We start from the raw sequence: 25,474 nt of genomic DNA, 5'->3' as shown, positions 1-25,474 counted from the left end.
GTGCAGGTCCCGTTAACGTTCAGCCGGCGATGATCCGGCAAAGCTCAGTCGGTGGTCTCTTCGACCTGCTTGCGGAACTTCTTCGGCAGGGCTGCATCGCCGAAGTTGTTGCGCACGGTGTTCGCGGCGATGCGCTGCACGACGAGCTGAGCCACCGCGACGCCGACGCCTGAGACGATGGTCCAGGCGAGGGCCTCGGACATCGAGATCTCATCGTCGACTGGGTTCGACGGAGCCGGACGCTTCGTCGACTTCTCCCATGCGAAGGTCAGGGTCTTGCGAGCGACGAATGCGGCTGCGATGGGCGCTCCCACACCGATGATCTGCCAAGCGAGCTTTCCCATGCCCGTGTCCTTTCCTTGAAGCCAGGTCCCACGACCGTTCGAGCCGTGTGAACGTATTCCGTCCGAGTCAACACTAACTCAGGACGTGGCGCATGCCTCTCAGCGGTGCCGACGTACCCAGGGATGAGTCAGAAAGTCCCTGCATCTCATACTTTTGGGGGATGCGCTTTCGGCTGTGCGCCCGATAGCTTGAAAGCACGCTTCGGTCGGGGTAAGGGAAGGCCCTCGCCGAGGCGGAGCTGAGAAAGGCGCATCATGCTGAGGAAATGGAAGACTCGGGTCGTCACCGGACTGTTCGTCTGTGGCGCCCTCGGGTTCTTCCTGGCGCTGCTGCCCGGTCTCTCCGGCATCTTCTGGGTGCTGTGGCTGACCGGGTGCGCGGCCTGCATCCTCGGGCTCGTGCTCGCCTTCACTCTCCCCTCGTCGGCGAGAGCCGACGCCCTGCCCCGAGCCTGAGCGCTCGGGGCAGCGCATCCCCCACTTCAGCCACGCAGTTCAAACGTGCAGTTCAGCCGCGTAAAGCAGTCACGAACATCGGTCGTGCAGATCAGCCGGCCTGGACGATCTCCTGGAATCGCGTCGTCAGTGCGTCGTCGACAGCGATCGCATTCCCGTCGAGTTCACGCAGCGCCGCGGCGGTGCGCATCGATGAGACGTACCACGCGCCGTCGGCGGTCTTGACGTCCTCGAGGCTGAGATCGGCGTATTCGGCCCTCAGCCCCAGCTCCTCGGCATGATCGAAGATCAGCCGCTGCGTCGTTCCCGACAACAGCCCCGCCGCGGGATCGGGCGTGAGCAGGCGGTCACCTCGGCGGATGATGATGTTCGCGGTCGGTCCCTCGAGGACGATGCCGTCGTGGGAGACGAACAGGGCTTCGTCGGCTCCGCGCTGCCCGGCATAGCGCCCGGCTGCCTGATTGACCGCATACGACAGGGTCTTCGCCCCGATGAGCAGCCAGGGGGCCTTGCTGCCGATATAGGCGTCGAAGCCGCGGTCGAGGCTGACGGCGGTGACGCCGTGTGCGCGGGCCGTGTGGATGTGTTCGTCCACGGGCACGGGGAATGCCCACCCGCGCGGGCGGACCGTGCCGTCGGCACCCACCTCGCCGCGCGAGAGGGCATAGCGGATCCCGAACTCGGCGATCGTCGCATCGGCGGCGGTCACCTCGGCGATCAGTTCGTCGATGACCCGATCCCAGAGCACGGGGTCGGGATCGGGCAGATCCAGCGCCGAGGCGGACGTGCGGAAACGTGCGAAGTGGCGGTCTCGCGAGACGACGGTGATCCCGTCCTCACCCACGCTGACCAGCACCGTTTCGAAGATGCCGTCCCCTCGATGGGCGGAGAGATCGGTGACCGGCAGCTGTGCGGCGGCCAGCTCGGTGAGCGCGAACGTCGCATCGGTCGGGTCGACGAGGATGAGCGGATCGGTCATGCAGTGCCTCCGAAGAACAGGCCGAGGATATAGGTCACGGCGGCGGCGCCGAAGCCGATGCCGAGCTGGCGCAGGGCCCGCGGTCCCGGGGATTTGCCCGAGAGCAGGCCGACGATGCCGCCGGTGAACAGCAGGGCGATGCCCACCAGGCCGGCGGAGAGGATCACTGCGGGCAGCCCGATCATGCCGAAGATGTAGGGCAGGATCGGGATCAGCGCACCGGAGGAGAAGAAGCAGAAGCTCGACAGTGCGGCACCGAGGCCCGTGCCGAGCTCATCACGGTCGACTCCCGAGTCGATGGCCGGCAGCTTCGGGGGCTGCTGGTTCTTCGCCGCCGCGATCGCGCGATTCGCTCGGGCTTCGGCCTCGCGGGTGCCCATACCGCGGGCACGGAAGACGAGCGCGAGCTCGTTGGCGTCGATGTTGAGATCGGCCAGGGCGTGCCGGGACTCGGGGTCCGGGGTCGAGGCGTCGAGGAGCTCGCGCTGGGACCGCACGGAGATGTACTCGCCGGCACCCATCGACAGGGCTCCGGCGAGGAGCCCGGACGCGCCGGTGAGCAGGATGACGGTGTTCGAGACTCCCGCAGCGCCGACGCCGAGAACGAGGGCCAGATTCGAGACGAGTCCGTCATTGGCGCCGAAGACGGCGGCGCGGAAGTTCCCCGACAGGCGTGCTCGGGATCGGGCGGCCAGTGCCCGGACCACCTCGGCGTGGATGCGTTCGTCGGCGGCCATCTCCGCCGAGGCGGCATCGTCGTCCTCATAGGGAGAGCTCGTCTCCGACTGCTGCGCGAGCGCGAGGACGAACACGGAGCCGAACATGCGGCCGAAGAAGGCCAGGCAGCGGGTGACGAGGTCGGCCGAGCGACGCTTCTCCGCGTGCTCGCCCAAGAGCTCGATCCAGTGTTCCTGATGACGGGATTCGGCGGTGGCGAGACTGAGGAGGATCTCCCGATCCTCGCCCCTGCGGCGTTCGGCGAGGTCGCGGTACACCCGTTCCTCGAGCCGTTCGTTGGCGAGGTAGCGCTGCCAGCGGCGGATCGTCCGTCTGTCGGGGGCAGCGGGCTGGGCGCCTCCCGCGGAATCGTTGGTCGTCACTGGTCCGAGTCTAGTCGTGTGGTCGGGTCCGGCACAGGGGCGGGGCGGGAGGCCGTGATTGAGCCTGTGGGGCGGGGGTGCGCGAGCGCGGGTCGATTAGGTGTGGGGACAACGCCACCGCAGGTCAGTCGCACGGAAACCGCAATCGCACCACGGCCGCGAAACCATTCAGTGACCGGTTGTTATCAATTCGTGACATTAAACCCCTCGAATGTGGGCTAGATTAAAGCCCAATGTGAGTTGTGTCACCGTTTCGTCACAGAGAGATGTGATTCGTTACCAACGACGGATTGCGGCGAAACGTCAGAATCGAGCTTCCCCGCAAGCGCAGTCGAACGACCGGAACCGGCGTGAGGACCATGCCGTGACGGTCGATTCCGGTGCGCCCAGCCAAAGATTCCTCGGGGCACATGACGGAGCGAAAGGAACTCCATGAAGTTGCGCACGAAGAGCTGGCTGGCGGTCACTGCCGCAGCCGGACTGGTTCTCGGAGGGGTGAGTCCGGCACTCGCCGCCGGCACCACCGGACCGAGCGAACACACCGATATGGGCGTCACCGGCGACGCCGCTATGAAGCACCTGCAGAAGATCTCCGACATCTCCACCTCCCACGCGGATGAGGGATTCCGCGCCCTCGGCACTCCCGGCTACGAAGAAGCGGTCGAGTACGTCGAGGACACGCTCGAAGCCACTGGAGCCTTCGACGTGAAGCGCCAGTCCTTCGAGCACGAACAGCAGAAGGACGGCACCGTCGAGGTCGTCGTCGACGGCGAGAAGGTCGATGTCACGACTGCAAGCTACACCGAAGCAACCGAAGAGCCGCTGACCGGCATCCCTGTGGTGCTGCCGGTCGACGCCGACAACAGCGACCTGGCGGGAGGGCAGCTCGGCTGCTCCGCCGACGACTATGATGACTCTGCTGAAGGCGCACTCGTCCTCGCCGCTCGCGGAGAGTGCTCGTTCGGTGAGAAGGCCCAGGCCGCCACCGACGCCGGTGCAGCCGCGCTCATCATCTACAACAACGACTCCGCCAACCCCGACGAGGTGCTCAATGCCACCCTCGGCGCCCGGATAGAGAACGGCGCGCCGACCGTGACGGTCACCTACAACGTCGGCCAGGACCTCCTGTCCAAGGTCGAGGAAGCCGCCGAAGCCGAGAGTGCCTCGGAAAACGCCGAGACCGGCGGCGCAGATAAAAGCACAGGACTCTCCGGCGGCGACGAGGCGACAGACGACGAGGCAGTCGACGATGCGACGGCCGACGACGAAGCCGCAGCGGCTGCCGCGCTCACGGCGGACTTCACGCTCGAGACCCAATACGTCACCTCGACGACCTGGAACGTCATCGCCGAGACCAAGGCCGGCGATCATGACAACGTCCAGATGCTCGGTGCCCACCTCGACAGCGTCGCCGAAGGCCCGGGCGTCAACGACAACGGTTCGGGTTCCGCGGCACTGCTGGCCTCAGCCGAGGCGCTAGCGAAGCAGCCCACCGACGTCGACAACGCGATCCGCTTCGGATGGTGGGGCGCCGAAGAGGAGGGGCTCGTCGGTTCGACCCACTATGTCGAGAGCCTCGATGAGGCTGAGCTGTCGAAGATCAAGGCATACATGAACTTCGACATGATCGGCTCCGACAACTACATCGTCGGCACGCTCGACTCAGACGGCTCCGATGTGCCGATCCCCGATGGCGTCAACGTCCCCGAAGGATCCGCCGAGCTCGAAGAGGTCTTCACCGACTACTTCGCCGACAATGATCAGCCCAACGTCGGCACGGACTTCTCCGGCCGGTCGGACTACCAGGCGTTCATCGACAACGGCATTCCCTCCAGCGGTCTGTTCTCCGGCGCCGACGGTACGAAGACCGCCGAGGAGGCCGAGATGTTCGGCGGCACGGTCGGTGAGAAGCACGATACGAACTACCACCAGGCGACCGACACCATCGAGAACGTCAACCGGGACTCGATGGACATCTTCGTTCCTGCGATCGCCTTCGCGGTGCACACGCTGGCCTACGACCTCGTCGATGCGCCGACGGACCCGCCGACGGATCCCACCGATCCGCCGACGGACCCGACCGATCCTCCCGCAGGTGAGCGAGCTCTCAGTGTGGATCCGACCACGATCGAAGCCGATGATTTCGTCGGTGACAAGGGTGTTCAGGTCACCGCGACCGGCTGCACCGCGGACACGACCGCGACGATGACCGTCGACCCTGGCAACGGCAATATCGAGAAGTTCGAACAGACCGCCGAGGTCGGTGAGGACACCGCCGCACGCTTCGGCGTCCGTGGACTCGATGAGTCGCAGGCCGAGACCTACATCGGCAGCTACGCCGTCACCGTCGACTGTGACGGCGGAGATCCGCTGAACGGATCCTTCGAGGTCGTCGCCGCCGAGGACGGCTCCGGAGGCGGTGGCGGCGGGGGAGACCTGCCGCGCACCGGTAATGAGGCCCTGCCGCTGGTCATCTCCGCCGGAGCGCTCATCGTGCTCGGTGTCGCGATGACGATGGGCTCACGCCGCCGCAAGCGCTGAGCATCGGAAAGATCCCATCGCCGAGGCGGGGCATCAACGAGATCGATTCCCGGACGATGCCCCTGAGGAGCGGCCCTGATCCACGCGGGCCGGCGACTGAGAAAGTTCGCCGGCCCGCGTGCCCATTCACTCGGCGAGCCCATTCACGCTATCCACGGGTCCATGCTCCGCACCGTGCTGAGACACTCCCGCTCAGTGGGTGGGGGCGTTCAGCGCTCACCCACCTGCACACGGCACAATGGTTGACCGTGACTCCCAAACGCTTTTTCAACTTCTTCGCCGTGGCCGAGGCCATCACCTGGGCTCTTCTTCTCATCGGCATGTTCCTCAAGTACGTCACCAAGACCACCGAGGTGGGTGTGCGCATCGGCGGAGGCATCCACGGCTTCGTGTTCCTCTGCTTCGTCCTCGCCGTCATCCTCGTCGGGGTATCGCAGCGGTGGGGCTGGAAGCGATTCGTCATGGGTCTTGTGTCCGCGATCGTTCCGTTCGCCACCGTGCCCTTCGAACTCGCCTCGGCCCGCGCCGGAGCGCTCGACGGAGATTGGGGCCTCGGCACCGAGGGGCGCGAGCCGCGCGGTCCGCTCGAAAAGCTCGTCGCCTGGGCGCTGCGCTCGCCGTGGCTGGCCCTCGGCGTCGGCCTCATCGTCGTCGTCATCATCTTCGTCGTGCTGCTCACGGTCGGCCCTCCCGGATCCTGATCGCCCCGACGAGCTCAAGGCGTGTACGGGAGGCTCCGGCCGCCTCGGCGGAGATCCTCCCTGTTCTGTGTCCGTGGCCTCGCATAGGATGAATGGGACCGGCCGATCATCGGCCGACTGCACACCCCACCGCGATGAAAGGCCCACCGATGGACCTGCTCTTCGGCGTCGGAGGAATCGGCGTCCTCGTCCTCATCATTCTGATCATTCTGTTCGTGATCCTCCGGTCATACAAGATCGCGTCCCCGTCCGAGGCGCTCATCATCACCGGCCGGAACGCCTCGGGAGCATCCGGGACCGGTCGCATCGTCATCGGCGGCCGTTCGGTCGTCTACCCGATCGTGCAGAAGGCGTTCATCCTCTCTCTGTCCTCGCGGCAGATCTCCGTCGAGATCGACGGCATCTCGATCAACGGCATCGCGCTGCGCCTGCGCGGCGTCGCGCAGGTCAAGGTCGGCGGCACCGAGGACGATGTGCGCAAGGCCGCGCAGCGCTTCCTCGACCAGCAGGACCAGATCGACCACTATTCGAAGGAGATCCTCTCCGGCACCCTGCGCGCCGTCGTCGGCACGCTCACCGTCGAGCAGATCATCCAGGACCGCGCCTCCTTCGCCGCTCAGGTGCAGGAGGAATCCGCGCATTCGATGAACAACCAGGGCCTCATCATCGACACGTTCCAGATCTCAGCGGTCGAGGACGAGGGCAGCTACCTGCGTGACTGGGGTCGTCCGCAGGCCGCCGAGGTGGCGAAGAACGCCGCCATCGCCGAGGCGAACGCCGGCCGTGCCTCGGCCGTCGAGGAAGCCCAGCAGAACGAGGAGACCCAGAAGCAGCAGGCGCTGACCGACCAGGCGATCGCCGAACAGCAGCAGCAGCTCGCCCTGCGCCGAGCCGCCCTGAAGGAAGAGGCCGACCAGCGACAGGCCTCCGCGGACAATGCCGGCCCGCTCGCCGCCGCGGCCGAGAAGCAGAAGCTGCTCGAGAAGGACCGGATCGTGGCGAAGGAAGCCGCGGAGCTGCGTGCCGAGCAGCTCGACGCCGAGGTGCGCCGTCCCGCCGACGCCGAACGCTACCGGCAACAGGCCGCCGCCGATGCCCGGGCGTATGAGATCGAAGCTCAGGGTCGCGCCGAGGCCGCCGCCGAACTGCACCGCCGGTCGAAGGACGCCGAGGCGATCCGACTCGAAGGTGAGGCCGAAGCCGATGCGATCAGGGCCCGCGGTGAGGCGGAGGCCGAAGCGCTGCGGGCGCAGGCCGAGGCCTACAAACAGTTCAACGATGCGGCCGTGCTGTCGAAGGTCCTCGAGGTGCTGCCCTCCGTCGCCGGCGAGCTGGTGGCGCCGTATGCGAACATCAAGGATCTTTCGATCGTGTCCACCGACGGCGAGTCGAAGCTCGCGAACTCGGTGTCGAACAACCTCTCGCAGGTCCTCGAAGTGGTTCGCGGGACGACCGGCGTCGACCTCACCGACCTCGTCGCCAAGGCGAAGAATTCGGGCGGGCCCGGCGGCTCCGCAAGTTCGACGGGCGGCGGCTCTGCGAACTCGACGGGCGGCTCGGGAGAGGTCGTCGACGGGGTCGTCTCCGATGGTCCCGGACGGAAGCCGAACCGTGGGAACTTCGATCCGAAGACGTTCCTCGACGAGAGCGGCATCGACCTCGACCGGATCGGCGACGACGTGAAGAAGGCCACCGGATTCGACGTGCAGGGCTACATCGACGAAGCGAAGCGCCGCCTCGACGAAGGCGGCAGCCGCGAGACCGGCAGCGGAGATACCGGACGCGGCGATGCCGACGGGACGGAGCCCGGCGACGCTGACGAAGGCGACGAGGGCGGTCGGAACTCCGAAGACTGAACACAGCGCGTCCGTGCGGGGGCGCCCTTGCGGTAGCACCCGTTCGAGAGCTCCCGCCCTGCGCATCCAGCGGCCGTCGAGGACCACCTCGGCGGCCGCTGTCGTTCTCGATCATGTCTCCTGCGGGTGGATCCACCGTGATTCCACGCGCGATATCGAGGTGGATCCACCCGCAGGAAGCTGGGCGGCGATCCGAAGTGCCCTAGAACCGCACATTCGAGTCGTCGCTCGCCACACAAAATCGGTCTCACAGTAATGCATAAACAAATGTGCATATGTTAATGTAATGGGGTCAGGAGGTTCCCATGGCTCACGATCATGCACATTCGACCGGTTCGCGGCGTCGCCTCGGCGCAGTCTTCGCCATCGTCTTCGCGATCTTCGTCTTCCAGCTCATCGGCTCCGTCGTCACCGGCAGCCTCGCGCTGCTCATCGACACCGGGCACAACGCCGTCGACCTCATCGGCATCGGCATCGCGCTCTTCGCCGCCACTCTCGTCCACAAGCCCGCAGGCGGTCAGAAGACCTGGGGATTCCGCCGAGCGGAGGTGCTGGCCGCCGGGGCTCAGGCCACGCTGCTGCTCGGGCTCGGTGTCTACAGCCTCATCGAGGGCATCCGGCGCTTCTTCGTACCACCCGAGGTGCCCGGGCCCGGCCTGCTCCTCTTCGGTGCCATCGGTCTGGTCGGCAACATCGTCTCCATCATCATCCTCAGCTCCTCCAAGGAAGCCTCCCTCAACCTCAAGGCGGCGTTCCTCGAGGTCATCGCCGATGCGCTCGGCTCGGTCGCGGTGATCATCGCCGCCGTGACGATCTGGCTCTTCGGCTGGGACCGCGCCGATGCCGTCGCCGCGCTCGTCATCGCCGCGCTCATCGTGCCACGAGCCTTCGCGATTCTCCGCGAGACCGGTTCGATCCTCCTCGAGGCAGCGCCGAAGGAGATCGACCTGGAGAAGGTCAAGGCCCACATCGAAGGGGTCGAACACGTCAGGGAAGTCCATGATCTGCACGTCACCCGCATCGATTCGAACCTGCCCGTGCTCACCGCGCACGTGGTCCTCGCCGACGAATGCTTCTACGACGGACACGCTCCGCGGATCCTCGTCGCCCTGCAGGATTGCCTGGCCGAGCACTTCGAAATCGCGATCGAGCATTCGACATTCCAGTTCGACCGAGCCAAGGACGCCGCCCAGGAGACCCACACTCACGAGTGAGCCGATCGAGGCGCAGACGCAGCCGTCGACACTGAAACAAAGGCGGCACACAGGATGGCGCTAGGAGCCACATAGACCCCGACGCGAGAGTATCGACATGTCTTCCAGTCGTCGCCGCGTGCTCAACATCATTCTCGCCATCGCCTGTGCGCTCGCTCTGAGCCTGTGTCTGGTGCTCTTCCTCTCACCATGGCGGTCCGACGAAGACGAAGCCTCGGCAACTCAGCTCACCGGCACCGTCCAACGGGGAACGGTGTCCTCGACGATCTCCGCCAGCGGAACGGTCGCGGCAAAGCGCGAGGTCGATGCCGCTTTCGATGTCGGGGGCACGGTCTCCGACGTCGCGGTGGCGGTCGGAGACACCGTGGAGAAAGGCGACACGGTGGCGAGCTTGGACACGACCGATCTGTCCCAGGCGGTGGCCGATGCGCAGACGGCGCTCGCCGAGGCCGAAGACGATCTCAGCGCAGCCCAGAGCGCGGCCGCCTCCTCCGAATCCGCGGACACGACGTCCGGGAGCTCAGAGGGCACACCGGGTTCCGGGGAGTCTTCCGGGTCCGGGCAGAGCGGATCGTCCGAGGACACCGTCGACACTGCGGAGGACGCCGTCGACGACGCCACGGACGATCTCGCCGAGGCACAGGACCAACTGGCCGCCGCAACACTGACCGCACCCATCGACGGCCTGGTCATCGCCATCAACGGCGAAGACGGATCGACCGTCAGCGGCGGCTCGAACAGTAGCTCTGGCAGCACTTCCTCGGACGCCGAGGACTCGAGCGGCGCAGAGGGAGGCGAGTCCGGAACCGAGGGCAGTTCCTCCGGTTCCTCGGACTCCTCCGGTTTCATGACGATCGCGGACGTTTCGTCGATGACGATCACCGCCGCGATCCCTGAGGCCGATATCGGCGAGGTGTCGAAGAAGCAGGAAGCCACAGTGACCTTCCCGGCACTTCAGGATGTCGAACAGTCGGCGACCGTCACCGCGATCTCTCCGACCTCTGACAGCTCGTCCTCCGTCGTCACCTATGACACGACGATCGAACTCGACAAGGTTCCCGACGACCTGCGGATCGGCCAGAGCGCTGAGGCCGAAATCGTCACGGATTCCAGCGACGAGGATTCGCTCTACGTCGTCTCGACCGCTGTTTCGACCGATGCGGACGGGGCGAGCGGTGTCGAAGTGGTCGGCGATGACGGCGAGACCTCTCAGGTCGAAGTCACCACCGGCGTCGTCGGAGATGAGGGAACCGAGATCACCGACGGTCTCGAGGAGGGGCAGACGGTGGTGATCGGACAGGTGAGGGAGGACTCGGAGAACTCGTCCGACGGACAGAACAACGACGAGAGGTCAGGCGGAGAAGGTGGTTCCGGTGCCCAGATGCCCGGAGGCAGCTCCCAGGGCGGCGGGCCGGGAGACGGGCCCGCCGGCGGCGGACCGGGAGGCGGCCAGTGAGTCAGCCAGAGCAGCCGCCTGTGGCCGACGACAGTGGGCGACAGGCCCCCGTAGTCGAGTTGGCCGGCATCGAACAGATCTACGGAAAAGGTGAGATGCGGGTGCACGCACTGCGCGGCATCGACCTCACGGTCGCCAGCGGAGAACAGGTCGCCATCATGGGACCCTCCGGGTCGGGGAAATCGACGATGATGAACCTCATCGGATGCCTGGATGTGCCGACATCGGGGCGCTACCGGCTCGACGGTCTCGAAGTCGGCGACCTCGGTGAGGCCGAACTGGCACGAGTGCGCAATCGACGGATCGGATTCGTCTTTCAATCATTCAACCTCATTGCACGGATGAGTGCGCTGGCCAACGTCGAGCTGCCGCTCGTCTACGGAGGGATCGCACGGCGCGAGCGGCGGGAGCGCGCCCTGGCCGCGCTGGAGAGCGTCGGTCTGGCCGAGCGCGGCGGGCATCAGCCGCATCAGCTCTCGGGCGGTCAGCAGCAGCGGGTCGCGGTGGCTCGTGCGCTGGTGACCGAACCTGCGTTGCTGCTGGCGGACGAACCGACGGGCAACCTCGATGCCGAATCTACTGAGGACGTACTTCGGCTCTTCGAACACCTCGGCGAGCTCGGTCGCACCATCGTCCTCATCACTCATGAGGCCGAAGTGGGAGCTCGAGCCGACAGGCTCGTCACCCTGGCGGACGGCGTGATCGTCGAGGATCGACCGAGAACCCGCGGAGATGATAGCGCAGACCTCGACGACACCGTCGAGTTCCCGCAGTATGCGCCGGTCCGACAGGGGGAGGGCAGGTGAACCCGAGCGATGTGCTGGCCTCCTCGTTGCGCGGCGTCACTGCCAATCCGCTCCGCTCGATCCTCACTATGCTGGGCGTGCTCATCGGTGTCGCCGCGGTCATCGTGCTCACTGCGGTGGGCAACGGCTCCGCTCAGAGCGTGAATGACGCGATCTCGACCCTCGGCAGCTCGACTCTGACGGTACGCAGCTCGAGCGGCGGGATGGGGCCGGGGCAGTCCGGCCAGGATGCGTCCTCGGACCTGACTACCGAGACCGCCGCCGGCTTGTCAGATATGGAGCTCGGGCATGTCGATCTCATCGTTCCCGAAGTCTCAACGACGGCGACGGTCACCGCCGACAGCCTCAGCAGCGACGATGTCAGCGTGATCGGCACCTCGGCAGACTATTTCGAGGTCGGCGACGTCGACCTGTCGTCCGGCTCGGCTTTCGACGCCTCTGCCGAAGAGCAGTCGCAGAAGGTCGTCGTGATCGGCAGCACCCTTGCCTCCGACCTCTTCAGCTCCGGGAGCGCCGTGGGCCAGACCATCGGCATCGACGGGACGAGCTACACCGTCTCCGGGGTGATGAGTCAGCAGGATTCGTCCGGTCAGGACGATCCCAACTCATCGATCATCGCCCCCATCAGCAGGGTCCAGGCGAGTCTGACCGGATTAGGATCCGTCGATTCGCTGACGGTTCTCGCTTCGGACTCCGACTCTGTGATCGCCGCCGAGGGTGAGCTCGAGATCGGTCTCAATCAGCTCCTCGGGATCGACGATGAGGACGACGAGACCTATTCCATCGTCAATCAGTCCGAGCTGCTCGAGACTCAGCAGGAGACCGCGCAGACCTTCACGGTGCTGCTTGCTGCCGTCGCGGGGATCAGCCTGCTCGTCGGCGGCATCGGAGTCACCAACATCATGCTCGTCACCGTCACCGAACGCACCCGAGAGATCGGCATCCGGAAGGCGCTCGGTGCCGCCCGACCGGCGATACTCATGCAGTTCCTCGTCGAGGCGGCTCTGCTCACCCTGGCCGGCGGCATCCTCGGTGTTCTTCTCGCTATCGTCGTCACGCGTTTCGAGATCAGCGGGACGCAGCCGGTCATCGTCGCGGCATCGATACCGATCGCCCTCGGAATCTCGGTGGCCATCGGCATCTTCTTCGGCGTCTATCCGGCGTGGCGGGCGGCCTCGATGCGGCCCATCGAGGCGCTGAGAAGCTCGTGAGACGAGATCGAGCCCTCGAGGCGGGTGAGCGGGCACCGAATCCGCACGAACCGGGCAGACACCGACGGAGACGACAGGCAATGACCGAGAAGGCAGAGAGGAACGCACTATGACCACCGATCCGACACCGAGAGAGTCCGACGAGGAGACGATGCACGCGGCAGGAGGCAGGAAACGTCCTCTGACCTCCCGCAAGACCACCCTCATCCTCGGCGGGGCCGCCCTGTTCCTCGCAGGCGGTCTCGCAGGAATCGGCGTGATGCAGTTCGCGCCGAATCAGTCCGGGCCCGGAGGCGGAGGCCCTGGGCAGAGCCAGATGCAGGGCGGAGGCGACGCGCCGGGCGGGTCCCAGTCCGAACGCGATGAGGCAGATCGATCCGGAGACGAGTCGGGCAGCTCGGGGTCGGAAGGCTCCGACTCGGGATCCGGTGCTTCGTCAGCGGAGGACGCAGACGCCCCGGCAGAGGGTTAGGCGGACTCCGTCAACCCGGGCCACGACGGCGACTGCGTGAGGAGACTGTGCCGGTTCGCCTCGCCGCGGGAGAATCAGCGCCCGGGCAGGAGCTCCACTGATTCGGTGCGGAAGCGTTCGAGCTTGGCCGGGTCGATCGAGACGCCGAAGCCGACCCCTGCGGGGACGTCGACCTTGCCGTCGTGCATGACGATCTCCTCGGTGATGTCCTCGTGGAAGAACCGGTTCGACCCGGAGATGTCGCCGGGCAGGGTGAAGCCCGGCAGCGAGGCCAGGGCAGCGTTCGCCGCGCGTCCCAGTCCGGTCTCGACCATTCCTCCGTGCCACACGGCGACCCCGTGTGCGGCGGCGAGGTCGTGGATCTTCTTCGCCTCGATGAAGCCGCCGACCCGTCCGGGTTTGATATTGATCACCGAGGTGGCTCCGAGCATGATCGCATCCGCGGCCGCCTCGGCGGAGACGATGGATTCGTCGAGGCACATCGGGGTGTCCATGAGCTTCGCAAGTTCCGCATGCTGCCGGATGTCGGCCTCGCCGAGGGGCTGTTCGATGAGGAGGAGACCGTATTCGTCGAGGCGGCGCAGATGTGCGGCATCGACGAGAGTGTAGGCGGCATTCGCGTCGACCTGGAAACCGAAGTCTTCGCCGAAGGCCTTGCGCACGGCGGCGACCGGAGCGATGTCCTTGCCGGGCTTGATCTTCAGCTTGATCCGGGCGTAACCCTCCTCGAGGTATCCGCCGATGACCTTGACGGTCTCCTCGACGGAGTCCTGAATGCCCACCGACACTCCCGACGGGACGGAGTCGACGACCCCGCCGAGGTAGTCCTTGAACGACTGGTCGTGGAGTTTCAGCTGGGCTTCGATGACCGCCATCTCGAGTGCGGACTTCGCCATCGGGTGGCCGATGACGTGGCGCAGGTGCCAGCCGACGGTCTCGGCGGTCAGGTCTTCGACGTCGAAGAGGATGGGCGCCAGCCAGCGGCGAGTGACGTCGATGCCTGCGGCGACATACTCCGAGGAGTACAGCGGAGCGATCATCGCCACCGACTCACCCCATCCGGTGATCTCACCCTTGGGAGTGTCGAAGACCGCCTCGACGAGGTAGCAGTCCTTCTCGGTCTCCCGCATGAACGAGGTCTCGAACGGGGTGACCAGGGGGATGGAGACCTGGTGGAGGGTGACTGACTTCAGCTTCATGAGCCTGGCTCCTTCTGCGCATTTACCGCGCAATCCTTGCGCAGCTCCTGCGCAATGCGGTCGATGGTTCTTTCCCCCAGCTTAGGCCAGCAGCCTCTGGAGCAGCGGACCCGCGATTGATAGTGTGAACGAAAGTCTTCCTGTCAGCGAGGGGGCCACGTCATGAACGACTACCTGCGCACGCTCGCCGCGCGCAGACAGTCCTGGTTCGGCCTCAAACTCCCGGTCAAGGCCGCCCTCGCCCAGCCTTTCCTCCACCCTTTGCTGCGCACGATCGCTCCCCGAGTCAAAGGGCTGAAGATCGGCCGCCTGCCCGCTCCGATCGAACTGACCGAAGTCCGCGGACGGTCCGGCTGCGCCGACTTCTACCTCGTCGAACCCTTCCGCTGCGAGATCGCCAAAGAGTTCTACTGGGGCCGAGGCAGACGCACCGAACCCGAGGACGCGTTCGCCCTCGACCTCATGGTCGACCTCAGCTCCGACGCCGAGGTGTTCCTCGACATCGGCGCCTACACCGGGGTCTTCACCATGGCCGTCCTCGCGGCGAATCCGCGGACCCGCGCCCATACGTTCGAGATCATCCCGGCTGTGGTCGCCGGCATCGAGAAGAACCTCGAGCGCAACGGTTTCACCGACCGGGTCACCGTCCATCCCACCGGAGTCGGCAGCCCCGATACATGGATGAAGGTGCCGCTCGGCAGCGGCGGGTCGGCCCTGCCCTCGTTCTACTCCGCCGATATGGACTTCGACTCCGATGCCGAAGTGCGCTTCACCTCCCTCGACGACCTCCTTCCCGAACTGCTGGAGGAGAATCCCGGGTGGGACACAGCACCAGTTGCGAATCACTCTCGGGTGACCGTGAAGATCGACGTCGAAGGTGGCGAGAACGAGGTCTTCGCCAACGGGCAGGAATTCCTCGACACATTCCACCCCGACATCCTCTGCGAAGTCCTCGAGGACCGGGCGAGGCCACGCGAACTCATGGGCCACCTCGGCGGGCACGGCTACCACTACTATCTCGTCGGCGAGGATCGGCTCCTCGCCCGGAAGGCGATCAGGCCGGATCCGCGGCTGCGTGACTGGCTGTTCACGCTCAAGTCTCCCGAGCAGATGCGCGCCGCCGGATACCCCGTGGATTAGCTGGCTTTCGTCGTCGGCGCCGAGGCCGAACCTGAGTGGAGGGCCTTCAGCCAGTCTGTCGGCGCAGGGCTCGTGTTGATTCCGCTGGCGAGAGGCGGTCGCCCGGACCGCTCCGGAGTCCAGGAAGTGGGTACAGAATGCACATTTTCCGAGGGATTTTGGCATTCTGTACCCACTTGTGGGCGTGAGTGAGGAATCGTCGACTTGCTGACGTAACCGCTACGCCAGCCAAGGCCGGCGCCCGCCTCGCCCCGCCGCCTCTCAGCCCTTCAGTTGGTCGGCGATGAGGGCGGCGAGGAGTGCGGTGCGCGGTGCGATCTCGGCGATGACGGCATGCTCGTGTTCGGCGTGCGCACCGTCGCCGACGGCACCGAGGCCATCGAGTGTGGGGATGCCGTCGCCGGCCGTGAAGTTCCCGTCCGAGGCCCCGCCCACGGACACGCCTTCAGGAACAGGCAGCCCGAGTTCATCCGCCAGCGCTCTCGCACGATCGAACAGCGCCGCCGACTGCTCGCGCTCGAACGGCGGGCGATTGATCCCGCCGAGCACCTCGGTCGTCGAGCCCTCCACCTGCGGATTCTTCGCCAATTCGCGGATCTGCGCATCGACGCGCTCGAGCTCCGCCGCAGTCCGGGCGCGCACATCGATGTCCACCCGCGCTTCGGCGGGCACCGTGTTCGACGTCGTGCCCGCACTGATCACGGTCGGCACCACCGTCGTCCCCGCCTCGGCGTCGGCGAGGTCCGCCACCAGCGGCAGGGTCAGCGCCAGCGCCATGCCCGCGTTGATCCCCTTCTCCGGTTCGAGCCCCGCATGCGAGGCCTTGCCCGAGAAGACGAGGACGTAGTTGCTCGTGCCCTTGCGCTCGAGCTTGAGCGCACCGCCGGCGCTCGCCTCCATCACGAACACGGCACCGGCGTCGGCCGCCTCAGCGCGGATGAGATCGGACGAAGTCAGCGAGCCGATCTCCTCATCGCCGGTGACGAGGATCGACAGACCGTCCAGAGCACCATCCCCGAGGCGGTCGCGCAGGATCGCGGTCGCGTGCACGCTCATGATCGCCCCGGTGAGCATGTCGAAGCTGCCGGGCCCGCGGAGGATGCCGTCGTCGGTGGAGAACGGGATGCGTTCGAGCGTGCCGTGCGGCCACACCGTGTCCTGGTGGTTGAGGAGGACGACCCGAGTGGGGCCGGTGCCGAAGCGCAGACGCAGATGAGTGGTGCCTTCGACCTCGAGCAGCTCCGCCTCGGCGCCGAGGCGGTCCTTGAGGAGCGCGGCGAAGTCCCGCGCACCGGCGGCCACCGCATTCTTGTCGCTCGACGGGGTCTCGAGGGTGATCACGCGTTCGATGTCGGCGAGGATGTCGGGCAGGTGCTCTGCGGCCTGATTGACGAGGTCAGCGGGCTGGAGGTCGGATGAAGTGAGCGAGGTCATGCTCCGATTCTACGGAGGGCGGCTCGCGGGGTGTGCGGTGTCCGGATGGTGCGACCGACAGCGACCGGACTCATCGGAGCGGGCGAGGGCATTCGACGCGTGTTGTCCGGATGATGCGACAGCGGGTTCGGACCGCGCGCGAACCCTGCCGTCTGTGGTTTGCTAGTCCTATGGGTGAGGCAGTCAGCTCCAAGCGGTACACGCCGGAGGAACGAACACTGTATCGGGAGAAGCTCGCGGAGAACCTCGAGCTCTTCGATACCTACCTGCGTCATGCGGAGTTCAAATCCGCGGGCACGATCGGGCTCGAACTCGAGCTCAACCTCGTCGACGACGGGAACCAGCCGAGCCTGCGCAACAAGGAGGTGCTCGACCGCCTCGACGACGAGTTCCAGTCCGAGATCGGCGGGTTCAACCTCGAACTCAACCACCCGGTGCTCCAGGTCGCCGGACGCGGACTCAAGACCCTCGAAGCCGGTGTCGCCCACCGGCTCGAAAAGGCGCAGAAGGCCGCCGAGGCGGACGGGCTGAAGGCGGTGTCGATCGGAACGCTGCCGACACTGACCACCGAATTCCTCACCGACGAGAGGTGGATGACCGAGGAGAACCGCTACGAGGCGCTGAGCAACTCGATCATCGATGCGCGCGGTGAGTACGTGCAGATCGAACTCGGCCGCGAGGAGCGGTACCGGGCGGAGTTCTCCGATATCGCCCCCGAGGCCTCCTGCACGTCGATGCAGCTGCACCTGCAGGTGGCGCCGAACCGGTTCGCCGATGCGTGGAATGCCTCGCAGGCGATCGCCGCCGCGCAGGTGGCGGTGGCGGCGAACTCGCCGCTGTTCGTCGGGCGGAAGCTGTGGCACGAGTCCCGGATCCCGGTGTTCTCGCAGTCCATCGACACGCGTACGCCGGAGCTGGTCAATCAGGGTGTGCGGCCCCGCGTGTGGTTCGGGGAACGTTGGATCACCAGCGTGTTCGACCTCTTCGAGGAGAACGTCCGCTACTTCCCGCCGCTGCTGCCCGAGATCAAGGACTTCGTCGAGTTCCGCGCCGCCGACGCCCCGAAGCTCTTCGAACTCAACCTCCACAACGGCACCGTATGGCGTTGGAACCGGCCGATCTACAACTCGGGTGACAGCGGCGCGCACATCCGGGTCGAGAACCGGCTGCTGCCGGCCGGCCCGACGCCGGTCGACATGGTCGCCGATGCCGCCTTCTACTACGGGCTGGCCGAATTCCTCGTCGGGGAGAACCGTCCAGTATGGTCGCGGATGTCGTTCGCCGAGGCCGAGGAGAACTTCTTCGCGTGCGCCAAGGATGGCATCGAAGCGCGGGTGACCTGGCCGAAGATCGGGCGGATCGGCGTCGCCGACCTCGTCACCGATGTGCTCGCACCGCAGGCCAGGCGCGGTCTGGCGAGGCTGAACATCGATAAGGACGTCATCGACGAATACATGTCGATCATCGAGGGCCGGGCCGAGCGCCGCGTCAACGGTGCCACCTGGCAGCTGCGCACGCTCGAGAGCCTGGCTCCCGGCAGTCGGCACGACTCACCGGAACGCCGCGAAGGACTGGCCGGGATGATGGATGCGTACCTGGCGAACCAGGCCTCGGGCAAGCCCGTCCACACCTGGGAGATCCCCGCCTGAGGCTCAGCTTCTCGCTGAGGAGTCAGACCCTCAGAGGCGCTCGACCTCGACGAAGACGACGTCGGTGCTGCCTCCGGGGTTCGAGACCTCGTGCTCGGAGCCTGCCGGGCGAGTGTAGGAGACTCCGGCCTCGAGTTCGGCGTGGATCTCGGTGCCGTCGAAGTTGCGCACGTGCATCGTGCCGGTGACCATCGGCACCACGACGTACTCGTGCTCATGCTTGTGCATCGGGATGACCCCGTCTGGTCTGATCGTCCACCTCGTCACCCGGAACACACCGTTGTCGAGCTGGACCTCGCCGGTCGATCCGGTGTCTTCTGCGTCGCATGCGGCCATGATGTGATCTCCTTCGATGCTCGAGTGGACACGTGAACGAACGTACCGATCTCACTGTATCGCTCGCTCGTGCTGAGCGGGCTCGCGCGCTGAACGCTGGGCATCCCCTCGCCGCACCCCACGTCGCACTCACCGCGGACCTGCGTGCGGGAACGAACCCCTCGACGCGGCCCGCCTCTCCCGGGCTAGCATGAGGGATATGCGATACCCACTTGCTGACATCGACGACGTCGACGATGACATCCGCGCCCAGATCCTCGAGGTGGCCGAGAAGTCGGGCTTCGTGCCCAACGTCTTCCTCGCCCTGGCTCGTCGCCCCGCCGAATTCCGCGCTTTCTTCGCCTACTATGACGCGCTCATGGAGAAGGAGACGGGGAACCTCACCAAGGCAGATCGGGAGATGATCGTCGTGGCCACCTCGGCGATCAATCACTGCCTCTACTGCGTCGTCGCCCACGGGGCGATGCTGCGGATCTTCGCAAAGGACGCCTTCATCGCCGACGTCGTCGCCACGAACTACCGCCAGGCAGACATCAGCGCACGTCAGAAGGCGATGCTCGACTTCGCCGTCAAGGTCTGCGAAGAACCCTGGGCCGTCAGCGACGCCGACCACGCGATACTTGCCGAGCACGGCTTCGACGACGAGGACGCTTGGGACATCGCCGCGATCACCGGCTTCTTTGGCCTGTCCAACCGAATGGCCCACATCTCCGGGATGGTCCCGAACCCGGAGTTCTACACCCTCGGCCGCGTCCCGCGCGAGAAGAAGTGAACCGATGACCGCCGACACCCCCGCCCGAGGCCAAGCCGCCCCCGCCGAGGTGGCCCCCACCAAGTCCGTCCCCAGCAGTTCCAGCTCGGTCCCCTCCGTCCCCGCCGCCTCCGCCCGGTCCGGACTCGTCCAACCCTTCGCCGCGATGGGCATCGTCGCCACGGTCAATGCGATGCAGCGGGCCGGCCGCGACACCATCGCCATGTGTCTGGGCGAACCGACCCAAGGCGCACCCAGCCCCGTGCTGGCACGTGCCGCCGAGGTCGCCCGCGCCGGCACCGGGCTCGGCTACTCGCCGATCTTCGGCATCCCCGAACTGCGCGAAGCCATCGCCGGACACTATCGCGACTGGTACGGCCTCGACATCCCACCCGAACGCATCGCCGTGACCACCGGCTCCTCGGGGGCATTCCAGACGACGTTCCTCACCTGCTTCGACGTCGGTGACCGCGTGGCTCTGGCCAGGCCCGGGTACGGGGCGTACAAGAACATCCTCGCCGCACTCGGCTGTGAGGTCGTCGAACTCGACTGCGGACCCGACGAAGGGTTCCAACCCAACGTCGAACTCCTGGCCGCCGCTCACGCCGAGGCGCCGCTCAAGGGCCTCATGCTCGCTTCCCCGGCAAATCCGACGGGCACGATGATCGGGCCCGAGGCGCTCGGCGAGATCGTCGACTGGTGCCGGGCGAACGGGGTGCAGGTGATCTCGGACGAGATCTACCACGGCATCAGCTACATCGGCACCCGCGGCGAATGCGCACTCGCCCACGACGACACGGCCATCGTCATCTCCTCGTTTTCGAAGTACTGGGGCATGACCGGATGGCGGCTGGGGTGGGCGATCCTGCCCGAGTCCCTCATCGCCCCGGCCCAGAACGTCACGGGAAACCTGTCACTGTGCGCCCCGGTGCCCGCCCAGTATGCGGCCGTCGCCGGCTTCACCGACGAATCCTATGCCGAGTGCGAAGCCGCCGTGGCGTCCTTCGCCGGAGCCCGCGACCACGTCCTGGAAGCGCGCGATGATCTCGGTTTCGGCGAGATGGCCCCACCCGACGGCGCCTTCTACATGTACGCCCGCATCGACGACATCCTCGACCGGGCGGGACTCGACACCGCCGGACATTGGTGCGCGCAGGTGCTCGACGCGACCGGCGTGGCCCTGGCGCCGGGCGATGACTTCGACTCCGTCGACGGGTCCCGCTCGGTGCGTCTGTCCCTGGCCGTCGGTGCCGGCCGCACCGCCGAGGCCATCGACCGCATCCTCGACTACATGGGATGAGTTCCGCCGAGGTGACCGAACCGGGCCCGACCCCTGCCCCACGCGCCCTGCCGGTGCTCGGGGTGATCGTCGCGGCTGTGCTGCTGGGCTCGGCAGGTCTGTTCGTCATCCTCGCCGAGGCGACCGCCCCCACCGCTGCCTTTCTGCGGTGTTGGATCGCGGTCGTCGTCCTTGCGCCGTTGGCCGTGCTTGAGATCCGCAGGCACGGGAAGATTCCGCCGAAGGCTCTGGTCATCGCCGGAGTCTCCGGCGCTGGTCTGGATCTTCGGCGGGAACCGCCCCGGATGGCTGTTCATCGGCTGCATTCCACTCATGATCATCGGCATGCTGCTCACCGGGGGAGTCTTCGGAGTCGATGCCGCCGCGGCGAACCCGACACGGGGCGCGGTCTTCGGGATCCTCTCGGGCATCCTCTACGGCGTCTACATCTTCGGCATCCATCACTGCCGGAAGATCGCCCCGCAGTACGTCGTCGCTCCCGTCGAGGTCGGCACCATCGCGGCCGGGGTGATGACGGCGGCAGCCGGGATCGTCCTCGGCGGACTCGACTTCGAGCTCGGTTGGGATGGCTGGGCCTGGATACTCGCGCTGGCCGTGTGCGGGCAGGCCCTGTCCTGGGTGCTGCTGAGCATCTCGAGCCCCTTGGTTCCGGTGCCCACGACGGCCGCGCTCATGCTGCTGCAGCCGCTGTCGGCCGTGGTGCTCGGTTCGCTCATCGCCGGCGAGCGCCTGCAGCCGGCCCAGTGGATCGGTGCGGTCATCGTCGCCGCGATCGTCTGGGTCGTCGGGGGAGGCCCGGCGGCGCTGACGCGAAGGCGGCGCTGACTGAGGTCGCGGAGGCGAACCCCGCGCGGTGATCGCTGCGGCGGGCCACCTCGGCGAGGTCAGTGCGCCGAGGTCATCCCATCTCTGATCAGTGCTCGTGGGCCTCGACAGTGTGTGCGATGGCGTCGATGATGATGTGGGCGACGTGGTCGTCCTTGAGCGAATAGTAGGCTTCGCGGCCGATGCGATTGACGCCGACGAGGTGGAGCCCGCGAAGGAACTTCAGGTGCTGGGACACGAGCGGCTGGGACAGTCCGGTCGATTCGACGATGTGCGTCACCGTCGCCTCACCGTGGGTGAGCACGAGCAGCATCTTCAGCCGCGAGGGGGTGGCGAGTGCCTTGAACAGGTCGGCGGTCTCGGTGATGGCTTCGAGGTTGTCCTCGGGATTGAGCAGGAGCTGCTCGACCTCGTCGTCGACGTGTTCGGGTTCGGTTGTGGAAGCCATGAGTGCAGATTACCGGAGAACCGCGCCCGCCCGCCGCATCCGGGCTGGTGTGAGGCGACGCCGGCACTTCCCGCCGAGGTTGCCCGACGTGAGGCCGGACGCTCGCCGAGGTTGCCCGACGTGAGACGCGCCCTCGCCGAGGTGGTGCGTCAGCTCAGGGCTTCGACGTCGTTCTGGGTGCCGAGGAGGTCATCGGCGAGCGATTCCCACTGTCCGTAGGCATCGGGCAGGGCCGATCGCTGTACCGACTGTGCCGCCTCGGTGGGTGACATCGTGGTCCAGCCGTCGATCTGCTCGAGCCCGGGATTCTCGACCTCAGGGTTGATGCCGTAGAACGCCTTCGCCGCGTAGATGGGGTCGGTGAGCTTGGTCGGATCGCCCCAGCCCTGCGAGGGGCGCTGCTGGAAGAGGCCGACGGAATCGCGGTCGCCGGAGTCGAGGTTGCGCAGCGACGACTCCTGGAGCGCGGTCATCAGGGCGATGCGGATCGCCTCGTCGCTGAAGTCGCCGCCGCGACCGACACCGATGATGAGGCGCGCGTTGTCGATCTGGTGCTCGGTGAGCTGACTGACCGAGGCCATCTGCATCTGCCTGATCTTCGTCGAGCCGAACGAGAAGGGTGAGTTGACGATGACGACGGTTGCGAGAACCAGTGCCGCCACAGCTGCCCCGAGACCGATCAGGGCACCACGAACGGCGGACCGGCGGCCCGTGCGTTGGCGTGACTGTCGAGGCATGAATATAACGATAATGCAACAAATTGTGGACGCAATGTATCCACGCCGTGCCTTTTGTCACAGGAAGGTCACGGCGGCTGAGGGTGAGTGGCGGTATCGCCGGTGTGCGGTGGCGGAGCCGACATAGGATCGGGCCATGGATCTCTTCCAGAGGCGCAACCGGCGCCCTCCGTGGGTCAGCTGCCTGATCGTCGCCTTCGTCCTCGTTTCGGTCACCACGACAGTGCTCATCACCGCCGTGGTCGTGTTCTTCGTGGTCGTCGATTCCTCGAGTTCCGGTGACGACGGGAGCACCCCGGCAGTGAGCACGACCGCACCGGTGGAGGGCGGCTGGTCGGGCGAAGGCTGAAGGTCGCGGTCGCCCCGTGCCTCCCCGCCCTTGACCTTGTCACGATGTCAAGGACTTCACTGGGTGGCAAGGAGGTGGAGACCATGACAGATCCACACACGCACCCGACACACAAGCTCGACGACCCAGTGGTTCGAGCGCTGGCGGGACCGAATCCGCAGCAGCGCCTGCAGGCCGCCCTGGCGATCGGCACCCGAGCGGAGCCCCACGACCTCGAGGTCCTCATCGACCGGAGCCGGAACGAACCGGACTTCTTCGTCCGTGACATGCTCACCTGGGCCCTGACCAGGCTGCCCGCCGACGAGGTGGTCCCGCGCCTCATCGCCGAACTCGACTCCGCGAACCCGCAGGGACTCAGCCAGGCCCTGCACACGCTGTCGAAGATCGGTGATGCCCGCGCCTGGGAGGCCATGGATCCTGCCGCTGTCGGAACGCGGTTCATCGCGCACCCCGACACCGAGGTGGCCCGCAGTGCGTGGCGATCCGCCGTCGCGCTGGTGCCCGGTGAGGATCGTGAGAATCTGGCATCGACCCTGGTGACACAGCTGGGACGCGGAGATGTCGAGATGCATAAGAGCCTCAGTCGGGCGATCGTGGCCCTCGGCGAGGATCTCGTGTCAGTGGTCGATGAGAGGCTTCGAGCAGAGGACGACACAGTGCGGGCTCACGCCATGGCGACCCGGGACATGTTCGATGACCCGGACGCCGGCTTCGCTCACGCCTTGGACGCAGCCAAGCGGGTGGCCGCACTGGGGTCCGAGACTTCGGTCTAGATCGGTTTCAGGGAAGTGCCGGTCGATCCGGTGTCGTCGAGTGGGGCAAGCTCGACGACACCGGGCCGGAGTCTCGGACTCCTTCCTCCGGACGCGGGTCGAGCCCGTCAAGGCTGCGCCGGTACAGTTCGTCGCGCCTGTGCGGATTGCGCCTCCGTGGTCCGCACCTATAGTGGCAAGGGAAGCGAGGTGGATATGCGCATCGGCGAGGTGGCCCAGCGCTCCGGCGTCAGCGCGCGGATGCTCCGGCACTACGAATCCATCGGTCTGCTCGAACCCAGTGAGCGGACCTCCGCCGGATACCGGGAGTATTCGGACGCCGACATCGGACGGATCTTCCATATCGAGGGCCTGCGCCGACTCGGCATGAGCCTCACCGAGGTTCGAGAGGTGCTCGCCGACCCCAGCTTCGACACGACGCGGCTGCTTCGCGACCTCATCGCCGAGACACGCGAACGCATCGCTGCCGAAGAGCGCCTGCTCGGGCACCTCGAACGCATCGACCGCCTCGGCCGAACCGATCCCGAGGCGCTGCTGTGGACGGTCGATCTCATGCGGTCTCTCGAATCCGCCGATGTCATCCAACGGCACAAGGCGGCGTTGGGAGCAGGGATCGACGGCAGTGTGCCGATCGAAGCGCTCTCGTCGGCAGTTCTCGACGAACCCGCACCCAATGCGGCCGGGGCTATGCGGTGGGCTCTCGCTCAAGCAGGCTCGGCCGCTGTTGCGCCACTCCTGGCCGGAGTCGACGATCCGTCTGTCGCAGTGCGGATCCGAGCGATCCGCGCACTCGATGAGATCCGCCGCACGACCGCACGCGAAGAACTCGGCGACGAGACCGCCTATCGCATCCGCGATGCTCTGCGCTCGTGCCTGGGTGATGAGGACGACGAGGTGAGAGGACTCTGCGCCTTCGCGCTGGCCGGCTTTGGCGATGCCGCTGCGGTGCCCGAGCTTCTGACGATCGCGATGAACGGTCCGCGGGACATCGACGCCGCCGAGGCCCTCTCCGACTTCGTCGCAGCAGGTTCACCGGCCTCCGCCGACATCATGATCGAGCTGGACCGTGCCGCCCGCTCGCATCGGGCCGATGAGCGCTTCCGCGCTCTGCAGGTCCTCATCGAGATCGTCGATGAGCCGGCCGGGCGTCAGTGGGTCGGCGATAACAGGATCAACAGTGGCCAGGCCGGCAGGGCCCAGGCCGATATTGACCAGGCCGGCCGTGCCATGGCCAGATCGCATCGGAGGCAGGCGGCAGAGCTGCTCGCACATTTGGCAGGGGACGATGATCGACAGGTCGCCGCAACGGCGGCCGCGGAGCTGCGACGACGGTCGGGCAACCTCGGCGAGGGGAATTCGGGTTCTCCGCATTCCGACGCCTGAATCCGATTGTCTAA

The 25,474-nt window shown here is 66.5% G+C and carries 26 protein-coding genes; 17 read left to right on the top strand and 9 right to left on the bottom strand.

What is annotated here, in order from left to right; genetic code table 11:
* Window positions 1–44: 44 nt before the first annotated feature.
* Window positions 45–344, bottom strand: a complete 300-nt coding sequence (locus tag HK401_RS13030) for a DUF4235 domain-containing protein (RefSeq protein WP_181275095.1) — start codon at window positions 342–344, stop codon at window positions 45–47.
* Window positions 345–599: 255 nt separating this feature from the next.
* Between HK401_RS13030 and HK401_RS13025 the strand changes: the two genes are divergently transcribed.
* Window positions 600–800 carry a hypothetical protein gene (locus tag HK401_RS13025; RefSeq protein WP_181275094.1) on the top strand — a complete coding sequence of 67 codons (201 nt, stop codon included), beginning with the start codon at window positions 600–602 and terminating at the stop codon, window positions 798–800.
* Between the two features lie 91 nt (window positions 801–891).
* On the opposite strand, the gene HK401_RS13020 is transcribed toward HK401_RS13025, so the two are convergent.
* Both HK401_RS13020 and HK401_RS13015 read right to left on the bottom strand, forming a co-directional pair.
* Window positions 892–1,779, bottom strand: coding sequence for an aminotransferase class IV (locus tag HK401_RS13020; protein ID WP_181275093.1), 888 nt, complete (start codon window positions 1,777–1,779; stop codon window positions 892–894).
* Window positions 1,776–2,879 (bottom strand): VIT1/CCC1 transporter family protein, encoded by a 1,104-nt coding sequence (locus HK401_RS13015; RefSeq protein WP_181275092.1) that lies wholly within the window; start codon window positions 2,877–2,879, stop codon window positions 1,776–1,778. Before HK401_RS13015 ends, HK401_RS13020 begins: the two co-directional genes overlap by 4 nt.
* Before the next feature lie 432 nt (window positions 2,880–3,311).
* Here HK401_RS13015 and HK401_RS13010 point away from each other — a divergent pair, with 432 nt between their 5' ends.
* The 8 genes from HK401_RS13010 (at window position 3,312) to HK401_RS12975 (ending at window position 13,136) form a co-directional block, all read left to right on the top strand.
* A complete protein-coding gene (locus HK401_RS13010) occupies window positions 3,312–5,420 on the top strand; it encodes a M28 family peptidase (protein WP_181275091.1) in 2,109 nt (702 codons plus the stop codon).
* Window positions 5,421–5,668: 248 nt separating this feature from the next.
* Entirely contained in the window at window positions 5,669–6,121 is a 453-nt protein-coding gene (locus HK401_RS13005; protein ID WP_181275090.1) for a DUF3817 domain-containing protein, read from the top strand.
* 149 nt (window positions 6,122–6,270) lie between these two features.
* A complete protein-coding gene (locus tag HK401_RS13000; protein WP_181275089.1) occupies window positions 6,271–7,977 on the top strand; it encodes a flotillin family protein in 1,707 nt (568 codons plus the stop codon).
* Window positions 7,978–8,282: 305 nt separating this feature from the next.
* Entirely contained in the window at window positions 8,283–9,191 is a 909-nt protein-coding gene (locus HK401_RS12995) for a cation diffusion facilitator family transporter (RefSeq protein ID WP_181275088.1), read from the top strand.
* Between the two features lie 97 nt (window positions 9,192–9,288).
* Window positions 9,289–10,647, top strand: a complete 1,359-nt coding sequence (locus HK401_RS12990; protein WP_181275087.1) for an efflux RND transporter periplasmic adaptor subunit — start codon at window positions 9,289–9,291, stop codon at window positions 10,645–10,647.
* Window positions 10,648–10,667: 20 nt separating this feature from the next.
* Window positions 10,668–11,453: an ABC transporter ATP-binding protein gene (locus HK401_RS12985; RefSeq protein ID WP_309135986.1), complete on the top strand. Its 786-nt coding sequence runs from the start codon at window positions 10,668–10,670 to the stop codon at window positions 11,451–11,453.
* On the top strand, window positions 11,450–12,664 hold the full coding sequence (locus HK401_RS12980; RefSeq protein ID WP_181275086.1) for an ABC transporter permease: 1,215 nt from the start codon (window positions 11,450–11,452) through the stop codon (window positions 12,662–12,664). Before HK401_RS12985 ends, HK401_RS12980 begins: the two co-directional genes overlap by 4 nt.
* 109 nt (window positions 12,665–12,773) lie before the next feature.
* A complete protein-coding gene (locus tag HK401_RS12975) occupies window positions 12,774–13,136 on the top strand; it encodes a hypothetical protein (RefSeq protein ID WP_181275085.1) in 363 nt (120 codons plus the stop codon).
* A gap of 74 nt (window positions 13,137–13,210) precedes the next feature.
* Here the strand turns inward: HK401_RS12975 and menC are convergent, their stop codons facing one another.
* The gene (gene menC / locus HK401_RS12970; RefSeq protein WP_181275084.1) at window positions 13,211–14,335 is read right to left on the bottom strand and encodes an o-succinylbenzoate synthase; all 1,125 of its coding nucleotides are present in this window, start codon (window positions 14,333–14,335) and stop codon (window positions 13,211–13,213) included.
* Window positions 14,336–14,497: 162 nt separating this feature from the next.
* Here menC and HK401_RS12965 point away from each other — a divergent pair, with 162 nt between their 5' ends.
* Window positions 14,498–15,475 (top strand): FkbM family methyltransferase, encoded by a 978-nt coding sequence (locus tag HK401_RS12965; protein ID WP_181275083.1) that lies wholly within the window; start codon window positions 14,498–14,500, stop codon window positions 15,473–15,475.
* 261 nt (window positions 15,476–15,736) lie between these two features.
* Here HK401_RS12965 and HK401_RS12960 read toward each other — a convergent pair whose 3' ends face one another.
* Window positions 15,737–16,909: a M20 family metallopeptidase gene (locus HK401_RS12960; RefSeq protein ID WP_181275082.1), complete on the bottom strand. Its 1,173-nt coding sequence runs from the start codon at window positions 16,907–16,909 to the stop codon at window positions 15,737–15,739.
* A 170-nt stretch (window positions 16,910–17,079) separates the two neighbouring features.
* On the opposite strand from HK401_RS12960, the gene HK401_RS12955 reads away from it, so the two are divergent.
* Window positions 17,080–18,558 (top strand): glutamate-cysteine ligase family protein, encoded by a 1,479-nt coding sequence (locus HK401_RS12955; RefSeq protein WP_181275081.1) that lies wholly within the window; start codon window positions 17,080–17,082, stop codon window positions 18,556–18,558.
* 30 nt (window positions 18,559–18,588) lie between these two features.
* On the opposite strand, the gene HK401_RS12950 is transcribed toward HK401_RS12955, so the two are convergent.
* Window positions 18,589–18,894 (bottom strand): cupin domain-containing protein, encoded by a 306-nt coding sequence (locus HK401_RS12950; RefSeq protein WP_181275080.1) that lies wholly within the window; start codon window positions 18,892–18,894, stop codon window positions 18,589–18,591.
* A 199-nt stretch (window positions 18,895–19,093) separates the two neighbouring features.
* Between HK401_RS12950 and HK401_RS12945 the strand changes: the two genes are divergently transcribed.
* Window positions 19,094–19,666 (top strand): peroxidase-related enzyme, encoded by a 573-nt coding sequence (locus HK401_RS12945; RefSeq protein WP_210603614.1) that lies wholly within the window; start codon window positions 19,094–19,096, stop codon window positions 19,664–19,666.
* A gap of 145 nt (window positions 19,667–19,811) precedes the next feature.
* Window positions 19,812–20,945 carry a pyridoxal phosphate-dependent aminotransferase gene (locus HK401_RS12940; protein ID WP_258234199.1) on the top strand — a complete coding sequence of 378 codons (1,134 nt, stop codon included), beginning with the start codon at window positions 19,812–19,814 and terminating at the stop codon, window positions 20,943–20,945.
* On the opposite strand, the gene HK401_RS12935 is transcribed toward HK401_RS12940, so the two are convergent.
* Entirely contained in the window at window positions 20,933–21,241 is a 309-nt protein-coding gene (locus HK401_RS12935; RefSeq protein WP_181275077.1) for a hypothetical protein, read from the bottom strand. The two genes, HK401_RS12940 and HK401_RS12935, sit on opposite strands and share 13 nt — an antisense overlap.
* A gap of 16 nt (window positions 21,242–21,257) precedes the next feature.
* Between HK401_RS12935 and HK401_RS12930 the strand changes: the two genes are divergently transcribed.
* Window positions 21,258–21,770, top strand: coding sequence for an EamA family transporter (locus tag HK401_RS12930; protein ID WP_181275076.1), 513 nt, complete (start codon window positions 21,258–21,260; stop codon window positions 21,768–21,770).
* 88 nt (window positions 21,771–21,858) lie between these two features.
* Here the strand turns inward: HK401_RS12930 and HK401_RS12925 are convergent, their stop codons facing one another.
* Both HK401_RS12925 and HK401_RS12920 read right to left on the bottom strand, forming a co-directional pair.
* Window positions 21,859–22,218: an ArsR/SmtB family transcription factor gene (locus HK401_RS12925; RefSeq protein ID WP_181275075.1), complete on the bottom strand. Its 360-nt coding sequence runs from the start codon at window positions 22,216–22,218 to the stop codon at window positions 21,859–21,861.
* A gap of 149 nt (window positions 22,219–22,367) precedes the next feature.
* Window positions 22,368–22,955: a peptidoglycan-binding protein gene (locus HK401_RS12920; protein WP_181275074.1), complete on the bottom strand. Its 588-nt coding sequence runs from the start codon at window positions 22,953–22,955 to the stop codon at window positions 22,368–22,370.
* Between the two features lie 136 nt (window positions 22,956–23,091).
* Between HK401_RS12920 and HK401_RS12915 the strand changes: the two genes are divergently transcribed.
* The 3 genes from HK401_RS12915 (at window position 23,092) to HK401_RS12905 (ending at window position 25,460) form a co-directional block, all read left to right on the top strand.
* Entirely contained in the window at window positions 23,092–23,304 is a 213-nt protein-coding gene (locus tag HK401_RS12915; RefSeq protein WP_181275073.1) for a hypothetical protein, read from the top strand.
* A gap of 83 nt (window positions 23,305–23,387) precedes the next feature.
* Window positions 23,388–24,077 (top strand): HEAT repeat domain-containing protein, encoded by a 690-nt coding sequence (locus tag HK401_RS12910; RefSeq protein ID WP_181275072.1) that lies wholly within the window; start codon window positions 23,388–23,390, stop codon window positions 24,075–24,077.
* Between the two features lie 195 nt (window positions 24,078–24,272).
* A complete protein-coding gene (locus HK401_RS12905) occupies window positions 24,273–25,460 on the top strand; it encodes a MerR family transcriptional regulator (protein ID WP_181275197.1) in 1,188 nt (395 codons plus the stop codon).
* Window positions 25,461–25,474: the final 14 nt, after the last annotated feature.

The sequence above is a fragment of the Brevibacterium oceani genome, from assembly GCF_013623835.1.
Lineage (GTDB): Bacteria > Actinomycetota > Actinomycetes > Actinomycetales > Brevibacteriaceae > Brevibacterium > Brevibacterium oceani.
The sequence above is the reverse complement of the archived record's forward strand: the minus strand, read 5'-3'. Positions and strand labels throughout refer to the sequence as shown.